The organism is Lentibacillus sediminis (assembly GCF_002763455.1).
Taxonomy (GTDB): domain Bacteria; phylum Bacillota; class Bacilli; order Bacillales; family Amphibacillaceae; genus Lentibacillus_D; species Lentibacillus_D sediminis_A.
Genome location: NZ_NIXK01000001.1, coordinates 728,592 through 750,125 on the forward strand (window position 1 = coordinate 728,592; position 21,534 = coordinate 750,125).

Consider the following 21,534-nt stretch of genomic DNA (forward strand, 5'->3'; position numbering starts at 1 on the left):
AGAAAGGGTGAGGACATGTCCCATTCAAAAGGCGGACTGGTTATTTTACGGGAAATGGTAAATAGTTTGGCCCCGTCCGAGAAAAAAATAGCGGAATATATATTAAGGAACCCAGAGGCCTCGATTCATTTGACGGCTCTTAAACTCGGTGAAGTAAGCGATACAAGCAGCGCAGCGGTCATTCGTCTCTGCAAGTCGCTCGGCTTTAGCGGATTCCAGGAGCTGAAAATCCGTGTCGCTGGTGACTTGCGGGAAGAAGAAGTCACTGATTACCGGGACATTGAGCCAAATGAAGGTTTGGAAGCCATCATCGACAAGGTGACAACAAACACAACACAGACATTGAAAGAGACGGCAGATATGATGAGTATTGCCAATCTGGAAAAAGCAGTGGAAGCTCTCTCCCGAGCTAAATCGGTTATTTTTGTCGGCTTTGGCGCGTCGTATATCGCCGCAAAAGATGCTGAGCAGAAATTCTTAAGGATTAATAAAGACGTCCAAGCTATTTCCGATGTACATATGGCGGCCACATCCATCGCCAATAAAGGGCCGGAGGATGTCGTGGTGGGGATTTCTTTTTCCGGAAACACACCGGAAGCGGTAAAATTGCTGGAGCTTGCCAAAAAGAGAAAGGTCAAGACGTTGAGCATCACCAAATACGGCAGCACACTGATCAGCCCATTTTCCGACATTCAGCTGCACACATCGGCAGCAAAAGAAGCGACATTCCGAAGCGGAGCAACTTCCTCCCGAATTGCTCAGCTGCATGTGATTGATATTTTATTCATTAGTCTCGCATCAAGGGAATATGATGATACCATCAAGCGCTTGGACGAAACGAGAGAGGCTATTGCATTTTTGAAGGAGAAAAAGTGAGTGTAGGCTTGCTTTTTTTCTGGGATCAGTGAAATATTATAACGTTAATTAAAAAATAATGTTGACAAAATAATTCATTGTGCCTATAATGTTGGTAACCGCCCACAATACAAGTTTGTAAGCGCTTTATAAGATTCATATCATAAAATGAAGGAGAGCGGCATGCGAATGGAATTATCCCAACTGACGACCGAGCAGCGGAATCCGAATAGCAAGAATCTGGATCAGATGGCTGTGACGGAAATTTTGCGAACGATCAATGAGGAAGATAAAAAAGTCGCCCATGCCGTGGAGGAAGTATTGCCGCAGGTGGCTCAGGCAATTGAGGAAGTTTATCAGAGACTTAAGAGCGGCGGGAGACTCTTGTATGTCGGCGCGGGGACGAGCGGCAGACTTGGTGTGCTTGATGCATCGGAATGCCCGCCAACCTTTATGACGCCGCCGAGTCTGGTGCAATCGGTGATGGCCGGGGGAAATGAAGCTTTTTTTCAGGCGGTGGAAGGTTCGGAGGATGATGAGACAAGAGGGGCAGCGGATCTGAAGGCCAGAAAGCTTACCGAGAAAGATGCGGTGATTGGGATTACCGCGAGCGGCCGGACTCCTTATCCGATTGGCGCTCTAAAATACGCCAGGGAAGTTGGGGCATACACCATTTCGCTTTCCTGCAACGAACATTCGCTGATCAGCAGTGTGGCAGCGTGCGGGATTGATGTAGTAGTTGGGCCTGAGGTGTTAACAGGATCCACAAGAATGAAAGCTGGTACTGCGCATAAAATGATAGTGAATATGATCAGCACCGCAACGATGGTGAAACTGGGAAAAGTTTATGAAAATCTGATGGTGGATGTGCATGCAAGCAATTATAAATTGGTAGAGCGGGCCAAGCGCACAGTGATGGAAGTCACGAATGCTACATATGTCGAGGCAGAAACCGCATTAAACGAAACGAAGCATCAAGTGAAACCGGCGATTGTCATGATTGAAGCCGGTGTTAGCTATCAGGAAGCAAGCGATGCAATTAAAGAAAGCAATGGCTATGTAAGAGAAGCCATCCATTATTTATCGCAGCGTTAACCTACTGGAAGCGTCATTAATAGTTTCTATCTATTAATGTGTTTCATAGATTTTCATTACAAACAAAGGGGGATTATCAGTTGAAGAAACTGGCAAAAGGACGTTTATGGTTTCTATTGGCTGCTGTTTTGATGCTATTGTTCGCAGCGGCGTGCTCTTCCGGTGAAGAAGAGGCGAGCGGAACAGAGGATACATCAGGAGGAGATTCTTCCGGGGAAGCATCCGGCGGAGAAGAAGGAGGAATTTCCGGGGATCTGGAAATTCAGTACTTTGTCGGAGGATATGGGGATTCCTGGTGGAAAGAAGTAATTGCCGATTTTAAAGAGGAATATCCGGAAGTGAATGTGATTGAGCATGCCGGACCGAACATCAATGAAGAAATGCGCTCCCGCTGGGTTTCCGGGGATCCGCCAGATGTCGTTTATATTGACGGGGCAGGATCAAGTGAGACACAGATGGTGGAAGACGGGCAATTGATGAATTTGACGGAATGGGCCCAGGAGATTGAACTGGAAAACGGTGATAAGTTGGTAGACAACTTTATTGTGCCGCCATCTGATTATGAGGGGGAAATCTATTCCTTGCCGCTTGTCTTTGATGCTTGGGGCACATGGTATGACAGAGCATGGTTTGAAGAAGCAGGTTATGAAGTGCCGACAGACTTTGAAAGCTTTATGAGCTCCATGCAGGAAATTAAAGAAGCAGAAGGTATTGAGCCATTTGTAACAAGCGGACAGCACCCGTATTACTTCCTGCGCGGCATGCTGTATCCGGCATTTGGTGCAGCTGGCGGGGATGAACTCCTGGCTAGTCTGATTACAGGTGAAGAAGGCGCCTGGTCCAGCGATGTTGTACTGGAAACGATGCAAAAGGTAGAGCAAATGGCAAGTGAAGGGATGATCGACTCCGGGCTTGGTTCGCTTAACCACACCCAGTCACAAATGAACTTCCTGCTTCATGATAATGCCTTTATCCCGGTAGGTTTCTGGCTGCCGAACGAGATGGAAGCCGATGTGCCTGAAAGTTTCGGGGAATATGGATTTATTCCATCGCCAATGCAGGATGCCGGCGAGCCGTACGCGGTCGTTCCTGATATGCGTCCGCTGGCGATTGCGGAAAATGCGGAAAACCCGGAAGCAGCTAAGGCGTTTGTAGACTTTGTGTTTACTAGAGATTACGCGATGTTGTTCTCTGAGCACACTGGCGCGATTATGAACGTAAGCGGTGTTGACCTGACGCAAAACGAGAATGTTCCTGCTTATTTGACCGAAGCGAATGCGATGATCAATGATCCGGAACAGGTGCAGCTCTATCACAAACCGCATCCAATGAGCGCCGATCTGGAAACACCTATCGGAAATGCGCTATTATCCCTGATGCTGGGGAATATGACTGCGGAGGAATTCGTGGAAGAGGCTGAAGCTGCAGCGGCGCAGTATCGCGGTAATTAAGACAGATTTTTGAGGGAATGGAATGCGGGGCGTGATCCCGCATTCCATCCTGTTTATTATCTGCCTGATGGCGGCATCAAGTTTTTCTATAGAAAAGAGTGGTGAAATGGTACAGTCGAAAAAACAAAAATATCTTTTTCTGGCCTTCTGTTTGGTTCCTACTTTTATTATGTTTTCGATTTTTACTCTTTATCCTTTGTTCAGCGGATTGTACTATTCGTTTTTCGAAATGTCTGGTTCATCTTCCAACAAAGAATTTATCGGATTTGATAATTACATAAGATTGTTTAATGATGACATTATTCTGGATACGATTATCCATGATTATTTTCTGGTTGTAACAAAAGTTATTGGCATTATGATTATGGCGATGTTTTTTGCGGTCGCGCTTACGCAATTGAAGATTAAAGAGGCGCCCTTTTACCGGATTGTTTTTTTCTTCCCGAACATTATGTCCGTTGTGGTCATCGGGATTTTGTGGATGTTTATTTATAACCCGGATTTGGGATTGGTGAACTCGGGGCTGGCATTTTTGGGGCTGGAAAATCTGCAGCGTCCCTGGCTCGGAAGTGAGACATGGGCATTGCCAAGTCTGGTGCTGCCGTCGATCTGGGCAGGGATCGGCCTGTTTATGCTGATGCTCATGGGGGGAATTGCCAATATTTCCAAAAGCTATTATGAGGCAGCTGAGATTGATGGGGCAACACAATGGCAACAGTTTTGGCGCGTGACCGTGCCCCTCGTTTGGCCGCAAATAAAAATTTCCATTTTGTATATTGTTATCACTACCTTGAATGGTTCCTTTATTATCGTGCAGGTAATGACTGGCGGCGGACCGAATAATGCGACCCATGTGATGGGGTCTTATCTGTATCAGCAAGCATTTGTTCAGTTTAACTTCGGATACGGAGCGACGATCGGGGTTATGATTCTGGTGCTTTCCTTAATCACGGTGATGATTTTGCAATTCCTGTTGCGCCGGGAGAAAGTAGATTATTAGCTGCTGAAATTTCGGTCTGATTCCAAACAGGCAATGTAAACATAGATAGACGAGGGGGATAATTGTGAAACGCAGTATAGGTGAAATTCTTGGAAAAGGTGCCATTCGGATTCCGCTGATTTTATGGTCACTGGCGGTATTGTACCCGATCTTTTGGATGTTTCTTGGTTCATTTAAATCCAATGCGGAGATTTACAGGAACCCGTGGGGGATTCCGGAAACGTTTAATTGGCAAAATTTTGCCGATGCCTGGACAAATTACAATATCGATACGAGTGTGTTTAATAGTTTAATTGTTACGTTTGTTGGAGCGGTGTTAACTCTGGTGCTGGCGATCCCAACCGCTTATGCGATTGAACGGCTGAAATTCCGGGGAAGCCATTTTCTGTTTACTTTGTATGTATCGGCAATGATGATTCCGATGGTACTTGGCTGGATTCCCTTATTTTTCCTGCTCGCACAATTCAATATGCTGGATAATATTTATGGGCTGGCAATTGTCTATGCGGTCAGTCAGCTGCCGTTTACGATATTTGTGCTGACCAGTTTTATGACGACGATACCGAAATCATTGGAGGAGGCTGCTTCGATTGACGGGATGTCACCGTACGGGATTTTGCTGAAGGTGATCACCCCGCTCAGCATGTCGGGAATTATTACGGTGACGATCATGAACGCGATCCAATTCTGGAATGAGTATTTTATGGCACTGATTTTCCTGCAGTCCAATGAGAATTACACTCTGGCGCTGGCGATTGACTTTATCAGCAGTGAAGCACAGTATACCAATGCCTGGGGGACATTGTTTGCGAGTCTGGTAATCGCGATCGTGCCGGTGATCATTTTGTATGCCATCTTCCAGCAGAGGATTGCGAAGGGGATGACAGAAGGGGCGATAAAAGGATAAGAAAGACAAAACAGTACTGTGACAGGTACTGTTTTTTTTGTCAGAATCGTGCGCGGTTGTTGGGAAACTGCGACTTAACTCGCCGCCTACAGTTGCGGAAATACCTGCGACAGAGTGCTCGTTGATTTCCGCTCCAGGCAGCCGCTTTCCGCGGGCACGGCTTCAGCCTCGGGCTAACAGGATGTTAGTCATGAAGGCGTTGCGACAGGACGTCGCGGTTTTAGCCTTCCATCCTTTGACACTTCCTGCTCAGGTCTAGACTCGTGCTTTCCCGCAGGAGTCGGCTGCCCTCCGCTCCAATCAACCATCAACAAAGTAGTGTAGTAGCTGTCGTTTGAATTTAAAAGCACAATACTAGCGGAGGAAATACCCCGAGACTCCTGCGGGATGGTAAGCATCGGTGAGACCCCGCAGTGCGACAGCACGAGGAGGCTCACCAGCGCCCGCGGAAAGCGAGGGGTATTTCCGCAGCGGCGATCATAAATCCCACTTAGTTATGTCACAGTCTATAGATTCTGTGATAAGCAGAGAGCTATTGCACTAAGGCATTCTTTTCCGATAAAATGAAATCTTCCGCTTTTTGTGCTACGATAAGTATGGGGAATATGAGAAGATAACGAGGAGGGGTTTTATGTTTGGATTGGATTTTTGGACTTTTTTCTGGTTTGCAATACCGATGCCGCTGTTGGTAGTCTGGGCCATCATCACCTTTTTTACGGATAGGGAGCGTGATGACTCATGAATCCGACAATGATAACGTTTGCTCTATACTTAGTTGTCATGCTGACGATTGGAATCGTCACCTACCGCATGACCAACACATTATCCGATTATGTTCTTGGCGGCCGCAAGCTAAACAGCTGGGTAACGGCATTTTCGGCATCGGCGAGTGATTTCAGCGGCTGGCTGCTGCTTGGACTGCCGGGTGCTGCGTATGCAACCGGGCTTGGTGCTAACAGTTTATGGCTGGCATTAGGGCTGGCGGTCGGTGCAATGATTAATTGGAAATATGTGGCGAAACGGTTGCGGGTTTACACTGAATACGCAGGTGATTCGATCACGATGCCGCAGTTTTTTGAAAACCGCTTCCGGGATAAATCGCATTTGCTTCGCGTAGTTTCGGCTGTATTTATTTTGTCGTTTTTCCTTTTTTATACGGCATCCGGTCTGGTTGCCGGGGCTAAATTATTTCAGGGAACCTTTGACATTGATTATCATTTCGCTTTAATTCTTGGGGCAGCCATCATCGTTGTCTACACTTTCTTGGGTGGCTTCCTTGCTGTTAGTTACACGGACTTGATTCAAGGGGTGCTGATGTCAGCAGCATTGGCTTTTACTGCTATTTATGGATTAATTCAAATCGGCGGGTTTGGCGAATTATTCAGCCAGCTGTCTGCTGTCAACCCGAACATGATCGATGCGTTCGCTGCAACGGACTATGATCAAGCGGGAGACGTGCTCTGGGAATCTGCCGGGACTATTGGCGCAGTAGGGATAATATCCGCGCTTGCCTGGGGGCTTGGTTATTTTGGCCAGCCGCATATTCTGGCAAGGTTTATGGCCATCCGCTCTCATAAAAAGGTTCCGAAAGCACGTCTGATCAGTGTCGGGCTCGGCCTGGTCATCCCCTTGTATGCAGCACTGATCGTCGGGATGCTTGGGGTCTTGACCTTTGACCAGCCGCTTGCCGATCAGGAGCAGGTATTTATTCAGCTCGTCCAGTTCATTTATAACCCATGGATTGCCGGAATTTTGCTTGCCGCGGTGCTTGCAGCGATTATGAGTACGGTGGATTCACAGCTGCTTGTGTCTTCCAGTGCCCTGACGGAAGATTTTTACCGGAGATATTTCCGAAAAAATGCGAGCGACAAAGAACTCGTGTGGACTGGACGTATTGCTGTATTGGTGATCGCATTGATTGCATTACTGCTTGCATGGAATGAAACCAGTTCGGTGCTTTCTTTGGTGTCCTATGCCTGGGCAGGATTTGGTGCCACATTTGGCCCGACGCTCTTGTTCTCGATTTTCTGGAGAAGGATGACCCGCAACGGTGCCGTAGCAGGAATTATTGTCGGCGGACTGACGGTATTTCTATGGCCGCTGACGGGTTCGGCGTTATATGAGATGGTGCCAGGGTTCCTGTTATCCAGCATTGCGATTATCGTGTTCAGCCTTACAGGTAAAGGTCCAACAGAGGAAATGAAGAAAGAGTATGATAAAGTTTCAGGGGTATGATAAACAAAAAGGGGGAGGACGTCGTGCATGCACGATGTTTCTCCCTGTTTTTATGTTAAGATAGAGCAGAAGGAGTGATACATCATGACAGAAAGAATATATGGCAATACACCTTGCTTTTTAGGCGGCAAGAAGGTCAGCCTGAAAGATCAGAGCACAAATGACAGGGATGTCCTCATTTATGGTGTGCCTTGGGAAGGTGCAGTGACCTGGGGCGATTACACAGGTGCTGAGCTTGGCCCTAAAGTCATTCGCCTGAATTCCGCCCGCTATTCCGGTTATCTGCCGGAATTAGGAGACATCGATGTACTGGAAAACTACACGTTTGGCGATTTGGGAGATGTTGATGTCGTTCCGGCAGACTCGGAAGAAACGATGAACCGCATTGGAAAATTCGCGGGTGGCGTTTGGAAAACAGGGAAATTTCCGGTCGCATTTGGCGGGGATCATGGGATTACCTATCCGATTGTCAAGGCGTTAAGTGAAGAAATAGAAGGAAAAGTAGGCATTATTCATCTGGATGCCCATTACGATAACCATCCGGACTATGAAGGGGACCTGTATGCCCGAAGCACCCCATTTCATCGGATTTATGAAAGTGAAAGCGTTAGGAACGAAAGCATTGTGCATATGGGAATTCACGGTCCGCGCAACAAGCCGGAAACCGGAAAATATGCCAAGGAAGCAGGCGCTTCAACTATTTCAGTGAGGGAGATTCGCAAAGCAGGGAATGCCAATGATCTTCCCGCCCTTGCGAAAAAGGCCTATGACATTGCCAGTGAGGGCACCGAAGCTGTTTATTTGAGCATCTGCAGTGATGTACTGGACTTTGCGTATAACCCGGGCGGCCCGGTTGATGGCAATGGCGTGACGTCGTTTGAGCTGCTGGAACTGGTGCATGAATTCGCCAAACTTGGCATCCGCGGCATGGATTACGTGGAGGTTTATCCGCAGCAGGACACAAACGATAACTCCTCGCATTTTGTTACGTATGCTGTGCTGTATGCATTGGCTGGGAATATTTTGCGGGAGCAGGCGTAGAACGAGGAATCGCTAATCGAGTTCCCGCCACCCGCAGGAATTTACAATAAACCCGCTTTCAAACAAGGAAGCGGGTTTCTAACATGTGGAAACTGAAAAATATTAAAAAAGTTGAAATTGGATTTAGTTGCTTGTTTGGGGGCGGGTTTTTATATTTTCATCCAGACGAAAAGAGCATTTTGCAGGAAGAATTCTGTCGTAATTTAGAAATTCACTGGTTTGTGGACTTCCAGATTTCGTGCTAAACTACTATTACAAGAGTAGCGAAGGAGAAGTGTACATGGAAGAGGTCAAGCTGGAAGATGTGCTGGTGGCGGTGCAGGAGCTGTCTGCTCAGGTGATGGATGTGCAAACTGAATTAAAAGAGGTAAATACCAGAGTAGGCAGCCTGGAGACAGAGACGAGAGAGATAAAAACCAGAGTAGGCAGCCTGGAGACAGAGACGAGAGAGATAAAAACCAGAATGGGCAGCCTGGAGACAGAGACGAGAGAGATAAAAACCAGAATGGACAGCCTGGAGACAGAGATGATAGAAGTAAAAACAGAGATGAGAGATATGAAATTTGAATTGAAAAAAGACATCCGCAAATTAGATCTGAAATTTTCCACCCTGGCAAACGATATGATGGGTTTGAGAACCGACGTTTCCATGCTAGAACGTGAAGTCTACTAAGGCGTGCCTCCTGGCAGGCTTATTTTTTTTGCATAAAATTTCCTCTGAATTCCGAGTATTTAGTCCTACTTTTGAACCCGAAAATAATTCCAAATACCCTTGTTATAAAAAGTAAGCGGGTGTACACTAACTATGTTAATAAAGAAAAGGAGGGCAACAGTGACAAAGGACATCATGGAGGATTTGCTTGACGGATGCATCAAGATGACAGAGGATCTTCAGGATTTACAGGCGAACGGCATTTATATTAATGAACTTATTCGAAGCACAGAGGGGCGAATGGACGACATTGGCACCACATTAAATGGACTCGAGCAAAATCTGCAGCAGCTGGATCAGAAATTTCTCGTCGTGGAATCTTGGATGCGCACCACTTTTAAAAGAGAGATAATCGGATATATCAATTAATTACAAGCGTGCATAGCAGGCTTATTTTTTTTGAGCACCGTGACTCGGTTTTCAAAAGAATAAATGGTACGGTTCTAATGCTCATCTTTTTCGGCGTATTAGTCACAGCATACAGAAAAATAACCCAGTTTGCATGCTTCACATTAAAAAATTCCGACATTTCCTCTTGCCTTGATAATAGAATTCCATTATAATAAATTCACCCGCAAAGCCAATAAGGAGACAGCCCCATGTCCCCGGAAGAAAGAATTCTCCAAGAAATTGAGAACTTACAAGAGAAAAGTAAAGAACGATTATTATGTGAGCTCCAGTAAAAGTATTTTACAAAAGATGCGTCTGTTGTGGGGGGAACTATGACTTCTGGCTGGATGAGAAAGATGAAGAGTATGAATCAGACATATAAACTGACCTAAGCATACTTCATCCTGTACAATTTCTCCGTGAATACAACCCCATCACTGATCGCAGCGCTACCATTATCCACAATACGTGCTATCTCGAAAACATTTCCCTAAAACACTTAACTTTCCCAACCATAAACCGATATTAGCATTAGAAGAAAATAACCTGAGATCTTTTGTAGGTTTTTGGCGAAATTTGTAGAATTCTATTCACTTAATAAACAACATCGCCCGCTCCTGCCTGGAGATAGGGTTATTAAAAAGCTGATGCTCCACTACCTATTGGCTTTTCGGAATATCTCTTCCTAATTAAACGTAACAGAATGGAGCGTCTATCAATGAGCCTATCAACTAGAGAAACGAGCAAACACATTACCATTCTATTAAATGGGACACTTACCTCACTGAAATCTGTAATACCGATTGGCCATGAGATTGAACGGCCGAGACTGCTGCAAACTCCTCTGAAGCTGGAATACGGGGTTCTGATCGGAATTACCGGTGACGTGAAAGGGAAATTAATTCTAAGCGGGAAACCGTCAACGTTTGGAACGATCGGAACATCCATGTTCGGTATGGAGCTGGAGGGCGACATGCTTGAGTCATTCAGCGGCGAGCTGGGGAACATGATTGCCGGCAAGCTCGCCACTAGTATTTATGAAGAACAGGTGGAAATTGATATCACTTATCCTACGGTTTTGCAAGGAAAGACAATGGTTTCAGGCTATAACAAAGCTATTCTTGTTTCTGCTTGGTTTGCGGACTGCGGGGAGATGGAGATTTACGTATTGCTGGACTAATGATTGGTGGAAAGGAAGTAGGTCATGGAAATGAATCAGTATACCGCGGTTTTTCTTGATGAAAGCCGCGAACATTTACAAGCGGTCAATGACCATATCCTCAAGCTGGAAAAAGAGCCGCATGAGCTTGCGCTGATTGAAGAAATTTTCCGCTCGGCTCATACCTTAAAAGGCATGGCTGCCACGATGGAATTTGCCGATATTGCTTCTTTAACCCACCAGATGGAAAATGTCCTGGACAGCATTCGCCGCGGGCAACTTGCCGTCTCCACCGAGATCATTGACAGTTTGTTTCTTGCAACAGAAGCGCTGGAGGAAATGGTGGAAGCGATTGGGGCAGGACAGGACGGGAAAAAGGATGTGACTGCACTTGTGGGACGTCTTGAGCAGCTGGAAGCAGGAGAAGACGGTCCGGGAGCATCGCAATCAGACGGCGAGCAGGAGCAGCCAGCATTAGATGAACTCCAGACCGCTATGGCAGCTGAGGCGGAAAAAGAAGGATTTTTCCCATATCAAATCACCGTGACATTGTCCGACGACTGTGTCATGAAACCGGTCCGTGCCTATATGGTTTCACAGGCTGCAGGGGAGCTGGGGGAGCTGATTAAAACAGTGCCTGCAGCGGAGGAGTTGGAAGCTGGAACGTTTGATGCGTCTTTTATCCTTTTCTTGCTGTCACAGGCTACGGTTGAAGAAATTCATGACGCCGTGAGCGGAGTGTCGGAGGTTATGCAAGTGGAGGTTATTCCGCTCAAGCTTACGGATAAGGCAGCAAACGAGGAAAACAGCCAGGAAGAAACAGCTGCCACCCAAGTAGAGGAAGAAGCCCCGGCTGGCCAATCAGCAACAAGGAAATCGAAAACCATCCGTGTCAGCCTGGAGCGGATTGATGACCTCATGAATTTATTTGAAGAGTTGGTAATTGACCGGAGCCGTTTGGAAGAATTGGCGCGGCTTTCCGGAAACAATGATTTGGAAGAGACAGTGGAACATGTTTCCCGGGTGTCATCCGAAATGCAGGAGATCATTTTGCAAATGAGGATGATGCCGGTGGAGCAGGTGTTCAACCGGTTCCCGCGCATGGTGCGCGGTCTGGCTAGGGAGCTGGAAAAAGAGATCGAGCTCGACATCGCAGGAGCGGAGACGGAAATGGACCGGACTGTCATCGAGGAAGTCGGTGATCCGCTTGTCCATTTAATCCGCAATTCGGTTGACCATGGGATCGAAGCCCCAGCCGAGCGCCTTCAAGCAGGAAAGCCGGAGAAAGGAAAGCTTTCTTTGCGTGCGTACCACAGTGGCAATCATGTCATGATCGAGATTGAGGATGATGGCGCCGGAATCAACCGCAATAAAGTAGAAAGCAAGGCGGTGGAAAATGGTCTCATCACCACGGAACAGGCTCAAGACTTGGCAGATGAAGACGTCTATAAATTGCTGTTTTCGGCAGGTTTCAGTACCGCGGATGAAGTTTCCGATATTTCCGGCCGCGGGGTGGGGCTTGATGTGGTCCGAAACAAGATCGAATCCCTGGGTGGGATAATTTCCGTAGCCTCAGCACCGGGGAAGGGAAGCAAATTTTCCATCCAATTGCCGCTGACACTTTCTATTTTGTCGGCATTATTGGTGAAGGTGCGGGACGAAACCTATGCTGTCCCACTTACATCCATTGTGGAGACGATCCTCTTGGAAGAAGCGAGCATCATGGACGTCCACGGCCGGAAGATGATGGATTACCGTGATACCGTGATTCCGCTTGTGGCTTTGCGCGAAGTATTTGACGTGCCTGGCAGCAGTCCGGAGCAAAAATCTCAGCCGGTAGTCGTTGTCCAAAAAGGTGAAAAAAGGACAGGCCTGGTGGTGGATAGTTTCATTGGCCAGCAGGAAGTGGTGTTAAAATCGCTGGGCAGCTATCTGGGAGATGTGTTTGCGATTTCCGGAGCAACGATTTTAGGGGACGGTCAGGTGGCGTTGATTATTGATGCGAATGCTTTAATGAATTAGATGGGAGCGAGGGTAATGGAAGGCATCTCAAAATATATTGTGTTTCAGATGAACCACCAGACTTATGGGGCGGATGTCCGGCAAATCCTTTCCATAGAAAAAGTTCAGGAGATAACGGAGGTGCCGCGGACAGCTGGCTTTATCAAGGGTGTGATTAACCTTCGCGGCGATACGACTCCGATCATCGACTTGAAAGAGCGATTCCGACTCGGGAAACTTGAGCAAACGGAAGCTACGCGTATTTTAATTGTACATATAGCAGATATCCGGGTAGGTTTGATGGTCGATTCTGCAACCGATGTGATTGATGTGGACGCGGAGCTTATCGAACAGGCACCTGAGATTATCGGCGGGATCCGCGATACGTTTATCAAAGGGGTGGCCAAACAGGAAGACGGCCTGCTCATTTTGCTGAACCTGGAAGCAGTACTGGATCTAAACGAGACAAATGAATTGCGGAAGTTTACAAAAGAGCAACAAACAGGGGGACAAGACAGTGGCAACGATATTGGTAACCGATGATGCAGCGTTCATGCGCATGCAGTTAAAAGATATTTTAACAAAACTGGGACATGAGATTGTTGGAGAAGCAGAAAATGGCAGACTTGCCGTGGAAAAAAGCGCAGAGCTAAATCCGGATCTCATCACGATGGATATTACCATGCCGGAAATGGGCGGAGTGGAAGCCGTCCGTGAAATTAAAAAGCACAACCCGGATGCCAAGATTATCATGTGTTCCGCGATGGGGCAGCAGGGCATGGTGCTGGAAGCGATTCAGGCAGGGGCGAAGGATTTTATTGTGAAGCCGTTCACTGCGGAGCGGATTGAGGAAGCGGTGACGAAGGTTTTGTAAGATCCAGAAAAAAAGAAGCCAGAAGGGAGAGAGGGACAGTGTTTATCAATCAGTTGGATGTTTATCATGTGGTGCAGCCGATTATGAATCTGAAGGAGAATCGCGTCCATGGATATGAGGCGCTTATTCGTTCCCGCAAGCGGCATAGTCCGGATGTTCTGTTTCAATCCGCCAAAGAGGATAACCGGCTGTTTGATCTGGATATTGGCTCGATTTTTAAAGCCTGCAAAACATGGAGCCGTTCCGCGACCTTTCTTGACAAGCCTAATTTATACTTGAATGTTTTTCAATCTACATTAGTTGATCCTGATTTCAACAGGAAGCTGCACTCCTTGCTCAGGCAGGTTGATATTAAGCCAAGTTCCATCGTGCTGGAAATCAATGAACACGAAGATGCCGTGGACCTGGGAAAACTGAAACAAGTGATACGCGATCTGAAAAGCCAGGGGTTTAAGATCGCGCTGGATGATATTGGGCAAGGGGTATCCACCATTCGTGCGATTGTGGAAATCGAGCCGGATATTGCCAAAATTGACCGCTTTTTTGCCAAGGACCTGGCGACCTCCCCCAAAAAGAAAAAGCTCGTTTCGCTGATGCAGCAGTTTTTTACAGAGGAAGGTATGATGATTTTGGAGGGACTGGAGAACGAGGCGGATCTGCAAGCGGCAAAAGACTTGGGCGTTTCTTATGCCCAGGGTTTCCATCTGGGAAGACCGGAACCTGTCGCACATTATTTAGCGGGAGCGAAAGCATAATGTTTTCCTGATCTTGCTCCGTTTCAGGAAGGGATGCGGGAGGCTGTGGAATTTTCTCGAACAAATGTTCTTTTTTCCTGTTTAATTTGCCTACTGCTATGATATACTATTATTAGGATATCGTTTTTCGAGGGGTGACTCATGGCAGGAAAGAGGGTGCAGATACTTTCTTCCTGTATTAATGCAGCAAAGGCTGGCAGGGGGTGGGGCATGTGAGCGTGTACGAAGTCTTGATGGTGCTATTTACCTTTGGAACCTTTCTGATTGCGCTGCTCGCTCTTGTTTGGAAAATGATTCATAAAAAATAGACCTCCTAAGCTTAAGATGAGGTCTATTCTCCGTTTCGGAACACCGATTCCCTGAAAAATCGATATCCAAGGGCCGCAGTTGCAGCTGCGGTCTTTCTATATATTTTATGCGCCAATGTACCTATAGTATACCATATTTTGAGACAATGGAAAGGAAAAAGTTTTCTGCCACCAAAAGCCGGATTCCTTTCGATTATATAAGTAAGAAGAGAGTTTTCTTGGCTCGATGGTCCGGTGCGAGTGCTCGAAATTTCTTGATGAATTGTGCTATGATTTGATTATACAATTGGCAAGAGGTGGTTGGATGACCTTTACATTGCAGGCGGTGGGTGATTCGGCAGTGAAGCTGGATTTCCCTGGTAACGTATCGCCGGAAATGAATGCACGCATACGGGATTTTTGCGGGAAGCTGGCTGAGAACAGGATTGATGGAGTTAGTGAGTGGGTGCCGGCATATCGGTCGATCATGATTTACTATGATCCGACAAGATGGAAGTACCGGGAGATTGCTGAAAAGCTGCAGCTGCTGCAGGAGTATGACCACCATGAGGCTAAAACTGTTTCGCGCCTCGTTCACGTACCTGTCTGGTATGGCGGTGACGCCGGGCCGGATTTGCAGCGGGTTGCCGCGTATCATAATTTAGATGAGGAAGATGTGATTGAACTGCATCAGGAGCCGGAATATCTGGTCTACATGCAGGGGTTCCTGCCTGGCTTTCCCTATCTTGGGGGTTTGAATAAACGGATTGCCACACCCAGACTCGAGGAGCCGCGGGCAAAAACATTTGCAGGCGCGGTGGGCATCGCGCATGAGCAAACAGGAATCTATCCGGTCGAGTCTCCGGGAGGATGGAATATTATTGGAAAAACTCCTGTGCGGTTATTTGATCCGGAGCGAGGGGAGAACGGGTTTCTATTCCGCGCTGGGGATTTGATTCGATTCTACGAGGTGACGGCGGAGGAGTTTGCTGAAATAGAAGTACTTGTGGAGCGTGGAGAATTTGAGATTCAGATAGAAAGGGGTGATGAAAATGGAGAGAACCATTGATCTAAACAGTGATATGGGGGAAAGCTTCGGTGCATACACCTTTGGAGCGGATGAATCATTGATGGAATATATTACTTCTGCCAATATTGCCTGTGGAGCCCATGCAGGAGATCCAAATGTGATGGATAAAACGGTTCGGATGGCAAAGGAGAAAGATGTCGCGATTGGAGCACACCCCGGCTTTCCGGATGTTGCCGGGTTTGGCAGGCGAATGATAGCATTTTCCCCAGAGGAAATTTACCGCATGACCATCCAGCAAATTGGCGGACTGCAGGCTTTTTGTCAGGTTCATGGGGTGGCGATGCAGCATGTGAAGCCACATGGCGCTTTATATAATTTGGCATCACGGGATGCGGAAGTGGCACGCGCTATCGCCAGTGCCGTGTGCGGTCTGGATCGCTCGCTAATTTTATTTGGACTGGCAGGGAGCAAGCTGGTTGATGCTGGCCGGGAAGCAGGTCTTCGCGTTGCGTCCGAGGTGTTTGCCGACCGGACATATCAGCCGGATGGCAGCTTAACTCCGAGAACGGAAGCGAATGCGATGATAGAGAGTGCCGAGGCGGCTGTTCAGCAAGTGCGGCAGATGGTGGAAGATGGTAAGATAAAAGCGGTGAGTGGCGAACTTGTGGAAATGGAGGCAGATACCGTTTGTGTGCATGGGGATGGGCCGCATGCGGTGACGTTTGTGAGGCAGTTGCGGGAGATGATGGAAGAGGCAGGGATTACGGTAAGAAGGTTGAAGTAGCTGCTTGTTCTTGGGATGATGAGTGGTGTAAGTGAATGTGAGTGTGCGGATGTATGAGTCGCGGGCGCGCATCCCGACGAATCGAGCGAACTTAGCCTTAGAGCGGGCGAGCACGAGTCCAGATCGAGCAACCACCCCGCCCACATCGGGCGAGGACGGACCAAATCGGGCGAGCACGGGCTAAATCGAGCGACTATCCCGCCAAATCGGGCGAACCACCTCGCCACAATCAACCGACCACCCCACTCTGAAAGGAGAAATACCAATGCAGAGCAAACAAATTTTCAAGGTACACAAACCCGGGGTGCTTACCACATTTCAAGATATGGGCCGCAGTGGCTTCCAACGGTTTGGTGTGCCGGTCTCGGGGGCGATGGACCGGTTTGCCCTGCAGGTGGCGAATATCCTTGCTGGCAATCCGCGGGACTATGCCTGTCTGGAGGTAACGCTCGTGGGGCCAAAACTGGAGGCTGTCCAACCTATAACAATCGCGATTACCGGGGCGGCGCTCAACCCGAAGATAAACCAGCAGCCTGCTGCCATGTGGAAAACAATCCGCATGGAAAAAGGGGACAGGCTGACATTCGGCGGCCATCAAACCGGAGTGCGTGCCTATATTGCGGTAGCAGGCGGGTTTGCGGCTCGCGAGGTTTTCGGAAGCATGTCCGCCGATTTAAAAAGCGGATTCGGCAGCCAGCTGGAAAAGGAAGACTGTATTTATGGGTACCCAAAAGACTCGCCTGCTGGCATTGGTCTCGAGCCTTCGCAGATTCCCCGTTACAGTAAACACATTCGGGCTGCGGTTATCGAGGGTCCGCATTCTAATGTTTTTACAGCAGCGGGAAGAGAGCACTTTTTTACTTCCCCCCACGTGGTGGATGCCAGTTCCAATCGAATGGGGTACCGGCTGCAATCGGAGAAGATCACATTAAAGAAGCATGCGGAAATCTGGTCAGAGGCGGTTCCCTTTGGAGGTATTCAGGTACCGCACAATGGTCAGCCGATTATTCTGATGGCGGACAGGCAGACAACGGGAGGCTACCCGCGAATCGGCACGGTTATCTCATACGATTTGCCGAAGATTGCCCAGCTTATCCCCAAAGGAGAGATCACCTTTTACCCCATCTCGGTTGAAGAGGCTCAAGAGAAGGCGGTCGCCATGGAAAAATTTCTGCGAGAGCTCAAGCTGTTTCGAAATCATTTATATTGAGGTGTTACTGTTGAAAAAACTGCTGTTAACCGGTTTTGAACCTTTTTTGGAATTTCCGATCAATCCAACCACGGAAATTGCGGACACATTAAACGGAACAGAACTACATAATTATCAGATTGTCGGTGAAGTACTGAGCGTCGATTTTCAGAAATCCGGCGCCCAGCTTGTGGAATTTTTGAAAAAACATAATCCGGATGCCGTTGTCTCGCTTGGCCTTGCTGGAGGAAGGAATTGCATTACTCCGGAGCGGATTGCGATCAATTGCAATGACGGGCCAGTGGATAACCAGGGGCACCAGCCGAATGGCGAAAAGATTTTTCCGGAGGGGCCGGACGGTTATTTTTCCAAGCTGCCGATCAAGCAGATGGTGGAAAAGCTGAAAGAGGCAGGATTTCCGGCGAAAATATCGAATACGGCGGGAGCGTATTTATGCAATAATGTGATGTACCATGGACTGCACTATATGGCGGAGCATAAGCTGGACCGTCCGGCGGGTTTCATCCATATTCCGGCATCGCATGCGCTTGCACTGGAGAAAAACATGCCAAGCTGGTCACAGGAGGATTTGCTGGAGACGGTCAAGCTGACGATTGAGTGTCTGTAACGAGGGGGAGGGCAATGAAAAAACAGCCGGATATTGAGGTGCCTGCAAGCGTGCTGGAAAAGTTTTTGCACATAACGGCGTTTGCTGTGATCATCGGGATGTTTGTCTATGCAGCTGTGATGGTCGGGCGTCTGCCGGATGAGATTCCGATTCATTTTAATGCTGCGGGGGAAGCGGATAATTGGGGAGGCAAAGGAGCAATTTTTATGCTTCCATTGATTTCCCTGCCGATGTCGCTGATCTTGTTTTTTCTGGGGAGGGCACCACATATCCATAACTATCCGTTTAAAGTGACAGAGGAAAATGCTTCGAAGTTGTACCGGGAATCTCGGCTGATGATGGCGGCGATGCATCTGATGGTAACGGGAATTTTTGCCTTGATCACATGGCAAATGGTTGAATCAGCACAAGGAAATGCATGGCTTGGTCTGTGGCTGACGGTAATTATTACCGCAGCACCGCTTGCATTAATCGGCTATTTCTTAATCCGGATGTTCCGTCTGAAAAACTAATTTACCTGGACGGTAGCCCACAATTATAATGTGGTATGATAGCAAATTAATCGAGAAAACTAAGACAAGAGTTACATAAAGGAGCGATCTTATGACAGAAAAAGCCATTCGACTCATAGCATTGGATATGGACGGGACCCTGCTGAACCATGATCACGAGGTATCTGAAGCGAATAAACAGGCGATTGCGAAGGCGCTGGAGCAGGATATTCATGTGGTGTTAAGTACAGGGCGCGGCTGGGACACCTGCCATCCCTATGCTAAAATTTTGAAGCTGACCTCTTATTTGGTGACCGTAAATGGCGGACAAATTTGGAATATGAATGGGGAGCTGCTCAAACAGCAGTTGCTCGATCCGGAGAAAATGGAGGCTATGTTTCAGTTGGCGAATGATTCCGAACTGGAATTTTGGATGATGTCCACGACACGTGTTTTCCGTGAGCGGCCGGATGACTTTCGCAATTATGAGTGGCTGAAATTCGGCTGCAACTCATTAGATAAGGAAAAACTCGATCAGCTGGTGGAGGATCTTTCTTATATGGAAGGGCTGGAGTTGACGAACTCCCTGCCAACCAATGTAGAAGTTAATCCGGAGGGTGTCAGCAAAGCCGATTCCCTCCAATTTGTCTGCAGGGAAATTGGCATCACGATGGACGAGATCATGGCGGTGGGCGATAGTCTCAACGATATTAAAATGATTCAGGAAGCCGGTGTCGGTGTTGCGATGGGGAATGCCCAGGAAGCGATCAAAAATGTCGCGAATCATGTGACAGAAACGAATGAAAACGATGGAGTCGCTAAGGCGATTGAGCGGTTTGCTTTAAGAACGCACGCTTAGGACTCGGCGATAAGCCAAAAAACAGCTCCTGCTCGAGGTTCGGGCGGGAGCTGTTTATTTTCATGGCTCTTTTCGTAAGTTTTGCTGCTTCGTTATTTCGTAGTGGCGACTTAACCTGCCGCTGCAGAAATACCCTTCGCTAATAGTGTGCTTCGTTACTTTATTGCTTGCTAAATTTAAAAGAACAATACCCACTTTAATGGTTGTTTTCCGCTGTGGGCAGTCGCGCATCTTAAGGTACGGCTTCAGTCTTCTCGCGGAAAACCGTCGTTGCTCATCTAGATTCGTGCTATTCCCACTGGAGTAAGTTGTCTTTTACTCCAAACAACCATCAACAATGTAGGCTTCTGTTAATTAATTTAAAAAATAACCCCACCAGCGAAGGAAATACATGGAGACTCCTGCGGGAAGAAAAGCCTAGGTGAGACCCCGAAGTGCGCTTCTCACAAGGGGGCTCATCAGCTTCCCGCGGAAAGCGGAATGTATTTTCGTAGCGGCAGGAGTTATGGCACAGTCTATAGAGGATGTAATGAAAACAACTTTCTTTTCGTAAACAGCCTTTTTAGACAACCGCAAGCCAAAACATCAACCCTGACAGAAGCACAGAGGTGATAAGCATTGCAGCGAGCGGGCGCAGTGCTTTATTTTTTACATCGTTCAGACTGACATTCAGCCCGAGACCAACCATCGCAGAAGCAAGAATAAAGGTGGTGATGGCGTCGGTTGCCTGCATAAAACCTTGGGACACCGGGATGACAGAGCCGAGCACATAGCTGCCGAAGAGACTCATCGCAATGAACCCAAGCAGAAACCAGGGAAAAGTAACCGTTGCCTGGCCGGATGCATCTGTGTCTTTCCGGTGTCTTACCCAATAGATCAGCACAAAGCAGAGCGGCACGAGCAGAAATACACGTCCCAACTTAGCCAGCAGCGCGATCGCCAGCGCATCTTCTCCAGCTGGCTCGGCAGCAAGCGCCACATGGGCGAGTTCATGCAGACTTAAGCCCACCCAGGTCCCGTACTGTGTGTCTGTCAGTGGCAGGATGGGCTGCAGTACCGCGTAGATAATCGAAAAAATCGTCCCGACAAGCGCGATGATGCCCACACCAATTGCAGTGTCCTCATCTTTTGCCTTGATAATTGGCGATACCGCAGCAATCGCCGCAGCCCCGCAAACCCCTGTGCCAACACCGAGCAGCATGGCAAGCTGTCCATTGGCACGGAATTTTTTTGCCAAATAGACAGTCAGCAGGATGGAAAAAACGATGGCCACCGCGCCTTTTGCGAGAAGGCCCAGACCGTCATTTACGATTACATCAATATTTAATTTCAATCCGTATAATATAATAGCAAACCGCAGCAGGTATTTGGAGGAAAATTGGATTCCCGTTCTTAGAGCTTCCGGATAGCTGAACAGCTGCCGGTAGAGAATCGCCAGCAAAATGGCACAGGCAAGCGGTCCCACCCGGCTGAAGCCAGGCAGTACAGCCAGCATATAGCCAATACCGGCAATCAGGAAGGTAAACAAAACTCCCAGTATCAGTTTTCTCCAATATTCCGTATTCTTTATTTCCGGTTGCATCATACCATTCCTTTCATCTAAAACATGCCGCATTTCGTTAAACCTATACCATTTAGTATAAAAGGCTTTTTATTATAAGAAAAATAAATTATAATGATAGTGATGATAAGTGAATGGTTATGAGATTGGTGTGAGTAACTGAGATCCGGGAAATCCGCGGAAAATCTGCACGCCAAAAGAGCCAGTGGGGACTCCCCAGCAACAGCACC

Annotated in this window: 22 protein-coding genes; 21 read left to right on the plus strand and 1 reads right to left on the minus strand. The window is 47.8% G+C overall.

Annotation, left to right across the window (positions count from 1 at the left end):
* Positions 1 to 15: 15 nt before the first annotated feature.
* The 21 genes from CEG13_RS03400 (at position 16) to CEG13_RS03500 (ending at position 19,743) form a co-directional block, all read left to right on the plus strand.
* Positions 16 to 876 carry a MurR/RpiR family transcriptional regulator gene (locus CEG13_RS03400; protein WP_100010345.1) on the plus strand — a complete coding sequence of 287 codons (861 nt, stop codon included), beginning with the start codon at positions 16 to 18 and terminating at the stop codon, positions 874 to 876.
* Between the two features lie 162 nt (positions 877 to 1,038).
* A complete protein-coding gene (gene murQ / locus CEG13_RS03405; protein WP_100010346.1) occupies positions 1,039 to 1,950 on the plus strand; it encodes an N-acetylmuramic acid 6-phosphate etherase in 912 nt (303 codons plus the stop codon).
* A 131-nt stretch (positions 1,951 to 2,081) separates the two neighbouring features.
* Positions 2,082 to 3,401 (plus strand): ABC transporter substrate-binding protein, encoded by a 1,320-nt coding sequence (locus CEG13_RS03410; protein WP_100010565.1) that lies wholly within the window; start codon positions 2,082 to 2,084, stop codon positions 3,399 to 3,401.
* A gap of 106 nt (positions 3,402 to 3,507) precedes the next feature.
* Entirely contained in the window at positions 3,508 to 4,401 is an 894-nt protein-coding gene (locus tag CEG13_RS03415; RefSeq protein WP_100010566.1) for a carbohydrate ABC transporter permease, read from the plus strand.
* A gap of 64 nt (positions 4,402 to 4,465) precedes the next feature.
* The gene (locus tag CEG13_RS03420; RefSeq protein ID WP_100010347.1) at positions 4,466 to 5,308 is read left to right on the plus strand and encodes a carbohydrate ABC transporter permease; all 843 of its coding nucleotides are present in this window, start codon (positions 4,466 to 4,468) and stop codon (positions 5,306 to 5,308) included.
* A gap of 738 nt (positions 5,309 to 6,046) precedes the next feature.
* A complete protein-coding gene (putP, locus tag CEG13_RS03425; protein ID WP_100010349.1) occupies positions 6,047 to 7,543 on the plus strand; it encodes a sodium/proline symporter PutP in 1,497 nt (498 codons plus the stop codon).
* Positions 7,544 to 7,627: 84 nt separating this feature from the next.
* Positions 7,628 to 8,584 (plus strand): agmatinase family protein, encoded by a 957-nt coding sequence (locus CEG13_RS03430; RefSeq protein ID WP_100010350.1) that lies wholly within the window; start codon positions 7,628 to 7,630, stop codon positions 8,582 to 8,584.
* A 280-nt stretch (positions 8,585 to 8,864) separates the two neighbouring features.
* Positions 8,865 to 9,257 (plus strand): hypothetical protein, encoded by a 393-nt coding sequence (locus tag CEG13_RS03435; protein ID WP_100010352.1) that lies wholly within the window; start codon positions 8,865 to 8,867, stop codon positions 9,255 to 9,257.
* A gap of 159 nt (positions 9,258 to 9,416) precedes the next feature.
* Positions 9,417 to 9,665 (plus strand): hypothetical protein, encoded by a 249-nt coding sequence (locus CEG13_RS03440; RefSeq protein ID WP_100010353.1) that lies wholly within the window; start codon positions 9,417 to 9,419, stop codon positions 9,663 to 9,665.
* 739 nt (positions 9,666 to 10,404) lie between these two features.
* Positions 10,405 to 10,866, plus strand: a complete 462-nt coding sequence (locus CEG13_RS03445) for a chemotaxis protein CheX (RefSeq protein ID WP_100010355.1) — start codon at positions 10,405 to 10,407, stop codon at positions 10,864 to 10,866.
* Between the two features lie 24 nt (positions 10,867 to 10,890).
* Entirely contained in the window at positions 10,891 to 12,867 is a 1,977-nt protein-coding gene (locus CEG13_RS03450; RefSeq protein WP_100010356.1) for a chemotaxis protein CheW, read from the plus strand.
* Between the two features lie 15 nt (positions 12,868 to 12,882).
* Positions 12,883 to 13,389, plus strand: coding sequence for a chemotaxis protein CheW (locus CEG13_RS03455; RefSeq protein WP_100010358.1), 507 nt, complete (start codon positions 12,883 to 12,885; stop codon positions 13,387 to 13,389).
* Positions 13,316 to 13,720 (plus strand): response regulator, encoded by a 405-nt coding sequence (locus CEG13_RS03460; RefSeq protein ID WP_100010359.1) that lies wholly within the window; start codon positions 13,316 to 13,318, stop codon positions 13,718 to 13,720. Before CEG13_RS03455 ends, CEG13_RS03460 begins: the two co-directional genes overlap by 74 nt.
* Before the next feature lie 38 nt (positions 13,721 to 13,758).
* A complete protein-coding gene (locus tag CEG13_RS03465; protein WP_100010360.1) occupies positions 13,759 to 14,475 on the plus strand; it encodes an EAL domain-containing protein in 717 nt (238 codons plus the stop codon).
* A 212-nt stretch (positions 14,476 to 14,687) separates the two neighbouring features.
* Positions 14,688 to 14,783, plus strand: coding sequence for a putative holin-like toxin (locus CEG13_RS03470; protein WP_100010362.1), 96 nt, complete (start codon positions 14,688 to 14,690; stop codon positions 14,781 to 14,783).
* Positions 14,784 to 15,087: 304 nt separating this feature from the next.
* Positions 15,088 to 15,831 (plus strand): 5-oxoprolinase subunit PxpB, encoded by a 744-nt coding sequence (gene pxpB, locus CEG13_RS03475; protein WP_100010364.1) that lies wholly within the window; start codon positions 15,088 to 15,090, stop codon positions 15,829 to 15,831.
* The gene (locus CEG13_RS03480; RefSeq protein WP_100010365.1) at positions 15,815 to 16,576 is read left to right on the plus strand and encodes a LamB/YcsF family protein; all 762 of its coding nucleotides are present in this window, start codon (positions 15,815 to 15,817) and stop codon (positions 16,574 to 16,576) included. Before pxpB ends, CEG13_RS03480 begins: the two co-directional genes overlap by 17 nt.
* A gap of 265 nt (positions 16,577 to 16,841) precedes the next feature.
* Positions 16,842 to 17,786, plus strand: a complete 945-nt coding sequence (locus CEG13_RS03485; protein WP_100010366.1) for a 5-oxoprolinase subunit C family protein — start codon at positions 16,842 to 16,844, stop codon at positions 17,784 to 17,786.
* A gap of 10 nt (positions 17,787 to 17,796) precedes the next feature.
* Positions 17,797 to 18,393 (plus strand): pyroglutamyl-peptidase I, encoded by a 597-nt coding sequence (locus CEG13_RS03490; RefSeq protein WP_100010368.1) that lies wholly within the window; start codon positions 17,797 to 17,799, stop codon positions 18,391 to 18,393.
* Positions 18,394 to 18,407: 14 nt separating this feature from the next.
* Positions 18,408 to 18,905 carry a DUF1648 domain-containing protein gene (locus CEG13_RS03495; protein ID WP_100010370.1) on the plus strand — a complete coding sequence of 166 codons (498 nt, stop codon included), beginning with the start codon at positions 18,408 to 18,410 and terminating at the stop codon, positions 18,903 to 18,905.
* Between the two features lie 91 nt (positions 18,906 to 18,996).
* Positions 18,997 to 19,743 (plus strand): Cof-type HAD-IIB family hydrolase, encoded by a 747-nt coding sequence (locus tag CEG13_RS03500; RefSeq protein ID WP_100010371.1) that lies wholly within the window; start codon positions 18,997 to 18,999, stop codon positions 19,741 to 19,743.
* Between the two features lie 562 nt (positions 19,744 to 20,305).
* On the opposite strand, the gene CEG13_RS03505 is transcribed toward CEG13_RS03500, so the two are convergent.
* Complete coding sequence (locus CEG13_RS03505) at positions 20,306 to 21,358, minus strand: YeiH family protein (RefSeq protein ID WP_100010372.1); 1,053 nt, start codon at positions 21,356 to 21,358, stop codon at positions 20,306 to 20,308.
* Positions 21,359 to 21,534: the final 176 nt, after the last annotated feature.

What these genes read in the sequence shown, in the direction of transcription:
- CEG13_RS03400 (WP_100010345.1), top strand. Translation starts at nt 16, where the DNA reads ATGTCCCATTCAAAAGGCGGACTGGTTATTTTACGGGAAATGGTAAAT.
- murQ (WP_100010346.1), top strand. Translation starts at nt 1,039, where the DNA reads ATGCGAATGGAATTATCCCAACTGACGACCGAGCAGCGGAATCCGAAT.
- CEG13_RS03410 (WP_100010565.1), top strand. Translation starts at nt 2,082, where the DNA reads ATGCTATTGTTCGCAGCGGCGTGCTCTTCCGGTGAAGAAGAGGCGAGC.
- CEG13_RS03415 (WP_100010566.1), top strand. Translation starts at nt 3,508, where the DNA reads ATGGTACAGTCGAAAAAACAAAAATATCTTTTTCTGGCCTTCTGTTTG.
- putP (WP_100010349.1), top strand. Translation starts at nt 6,047, where the DNA reads ATGAATCCGACAATGATAACGTTTGCTCTATACTTAGTTGTCATGCTG.
- CEG13_RS03430 (WP_100010350.1), top strand. Translation starts at nt 7,628, where the DNA reads ATGACAGAAAGAATATATGGCAATACACCTTGCTTTTTAGGCGGCAAG.
- CEG13_RS03435 (WP_100010352.1), top strand. Translation starts at nt 8,865, where the DNA reads ATGGAAGAGGTCAAGCTGGAAGATGTGCTGGTGGCGGTGCAGGAGCTG.
- CEG13_RS03445 (WP_100010355.1), top strand. Translation starts at nt 10,405, where the DNA reads ATGAGCCTATCAACTAGAGAAACGAGCAAACACATTACCATTCTATTA.
- CEG13_RS03450 (WP_100010356.1), top strand. Translation starts at nt 10,891, where the DNA reads ATGGAAATGAATCAGTATACCGCGGTTTTTCTTGATGAAAGCCGCGAA.
- CEG13_RS03455 (WP_100010358.1), top strand. Translation starts at nt 12,883, where the DNA reads ATGGAAGGCATCTCAAAATATATTGTGTTTCAGATGAACCACCAGACT.
- CEG13_RS03460 (WP_100010359.1), top strand. Translation starts at nt 13,316, where the DNA reads ATGAATTGCGGAAGTTTACAAAAGAGCAACAAACAGGGGGACAAGACA.
- pxpB (WP_100010364.1), top strand. Translation starts at nt 15,088, where the DNA reads ATGACCTTTACATTGCAGGCGGTGGGTGATTCGGCAGTGAAGCTGGAT.
- CEG13_RS03480 (WP_100010365.1), top strand. Translation starts at nt 15,815, where the DNA reads ATGGAGAGAACCATTGATCTAAACAGTGATATGGGGGAAAGCTTCGGT.
- CEG13_RS03485 (WP_100010366.1), top strand. Translation starts at nt 16,842, where the DNA reads ATGCAGAGCAAACAAATTTTCAAGGTACACAAACCCGGGGTGCTTACC.
- CEG13_RS03495 (WP_100010370.1), top strand. Translation starts at nt 18,408, where the DNA reads ATGAAAAAACAGCCGGATATTGAGGTGCCTGCAAGCGTGCTGGAAAAG.
- CEG13_RS03500 (WP_100010371.1), top strand. Translation starts at nt 18,997, where the DNA reads ATGACAGAAAAAGCCATTCGACTCATAGCATTGGATATGGACGGGACC.
- CEG13_RS03505 (WP_100010372.1), bottom strand. Translation starts at nt 21,358, where the DNA reads ATGCGGCATGTTTTAGATGAAAGGAATGGTATGATGCAACCGGAAATA.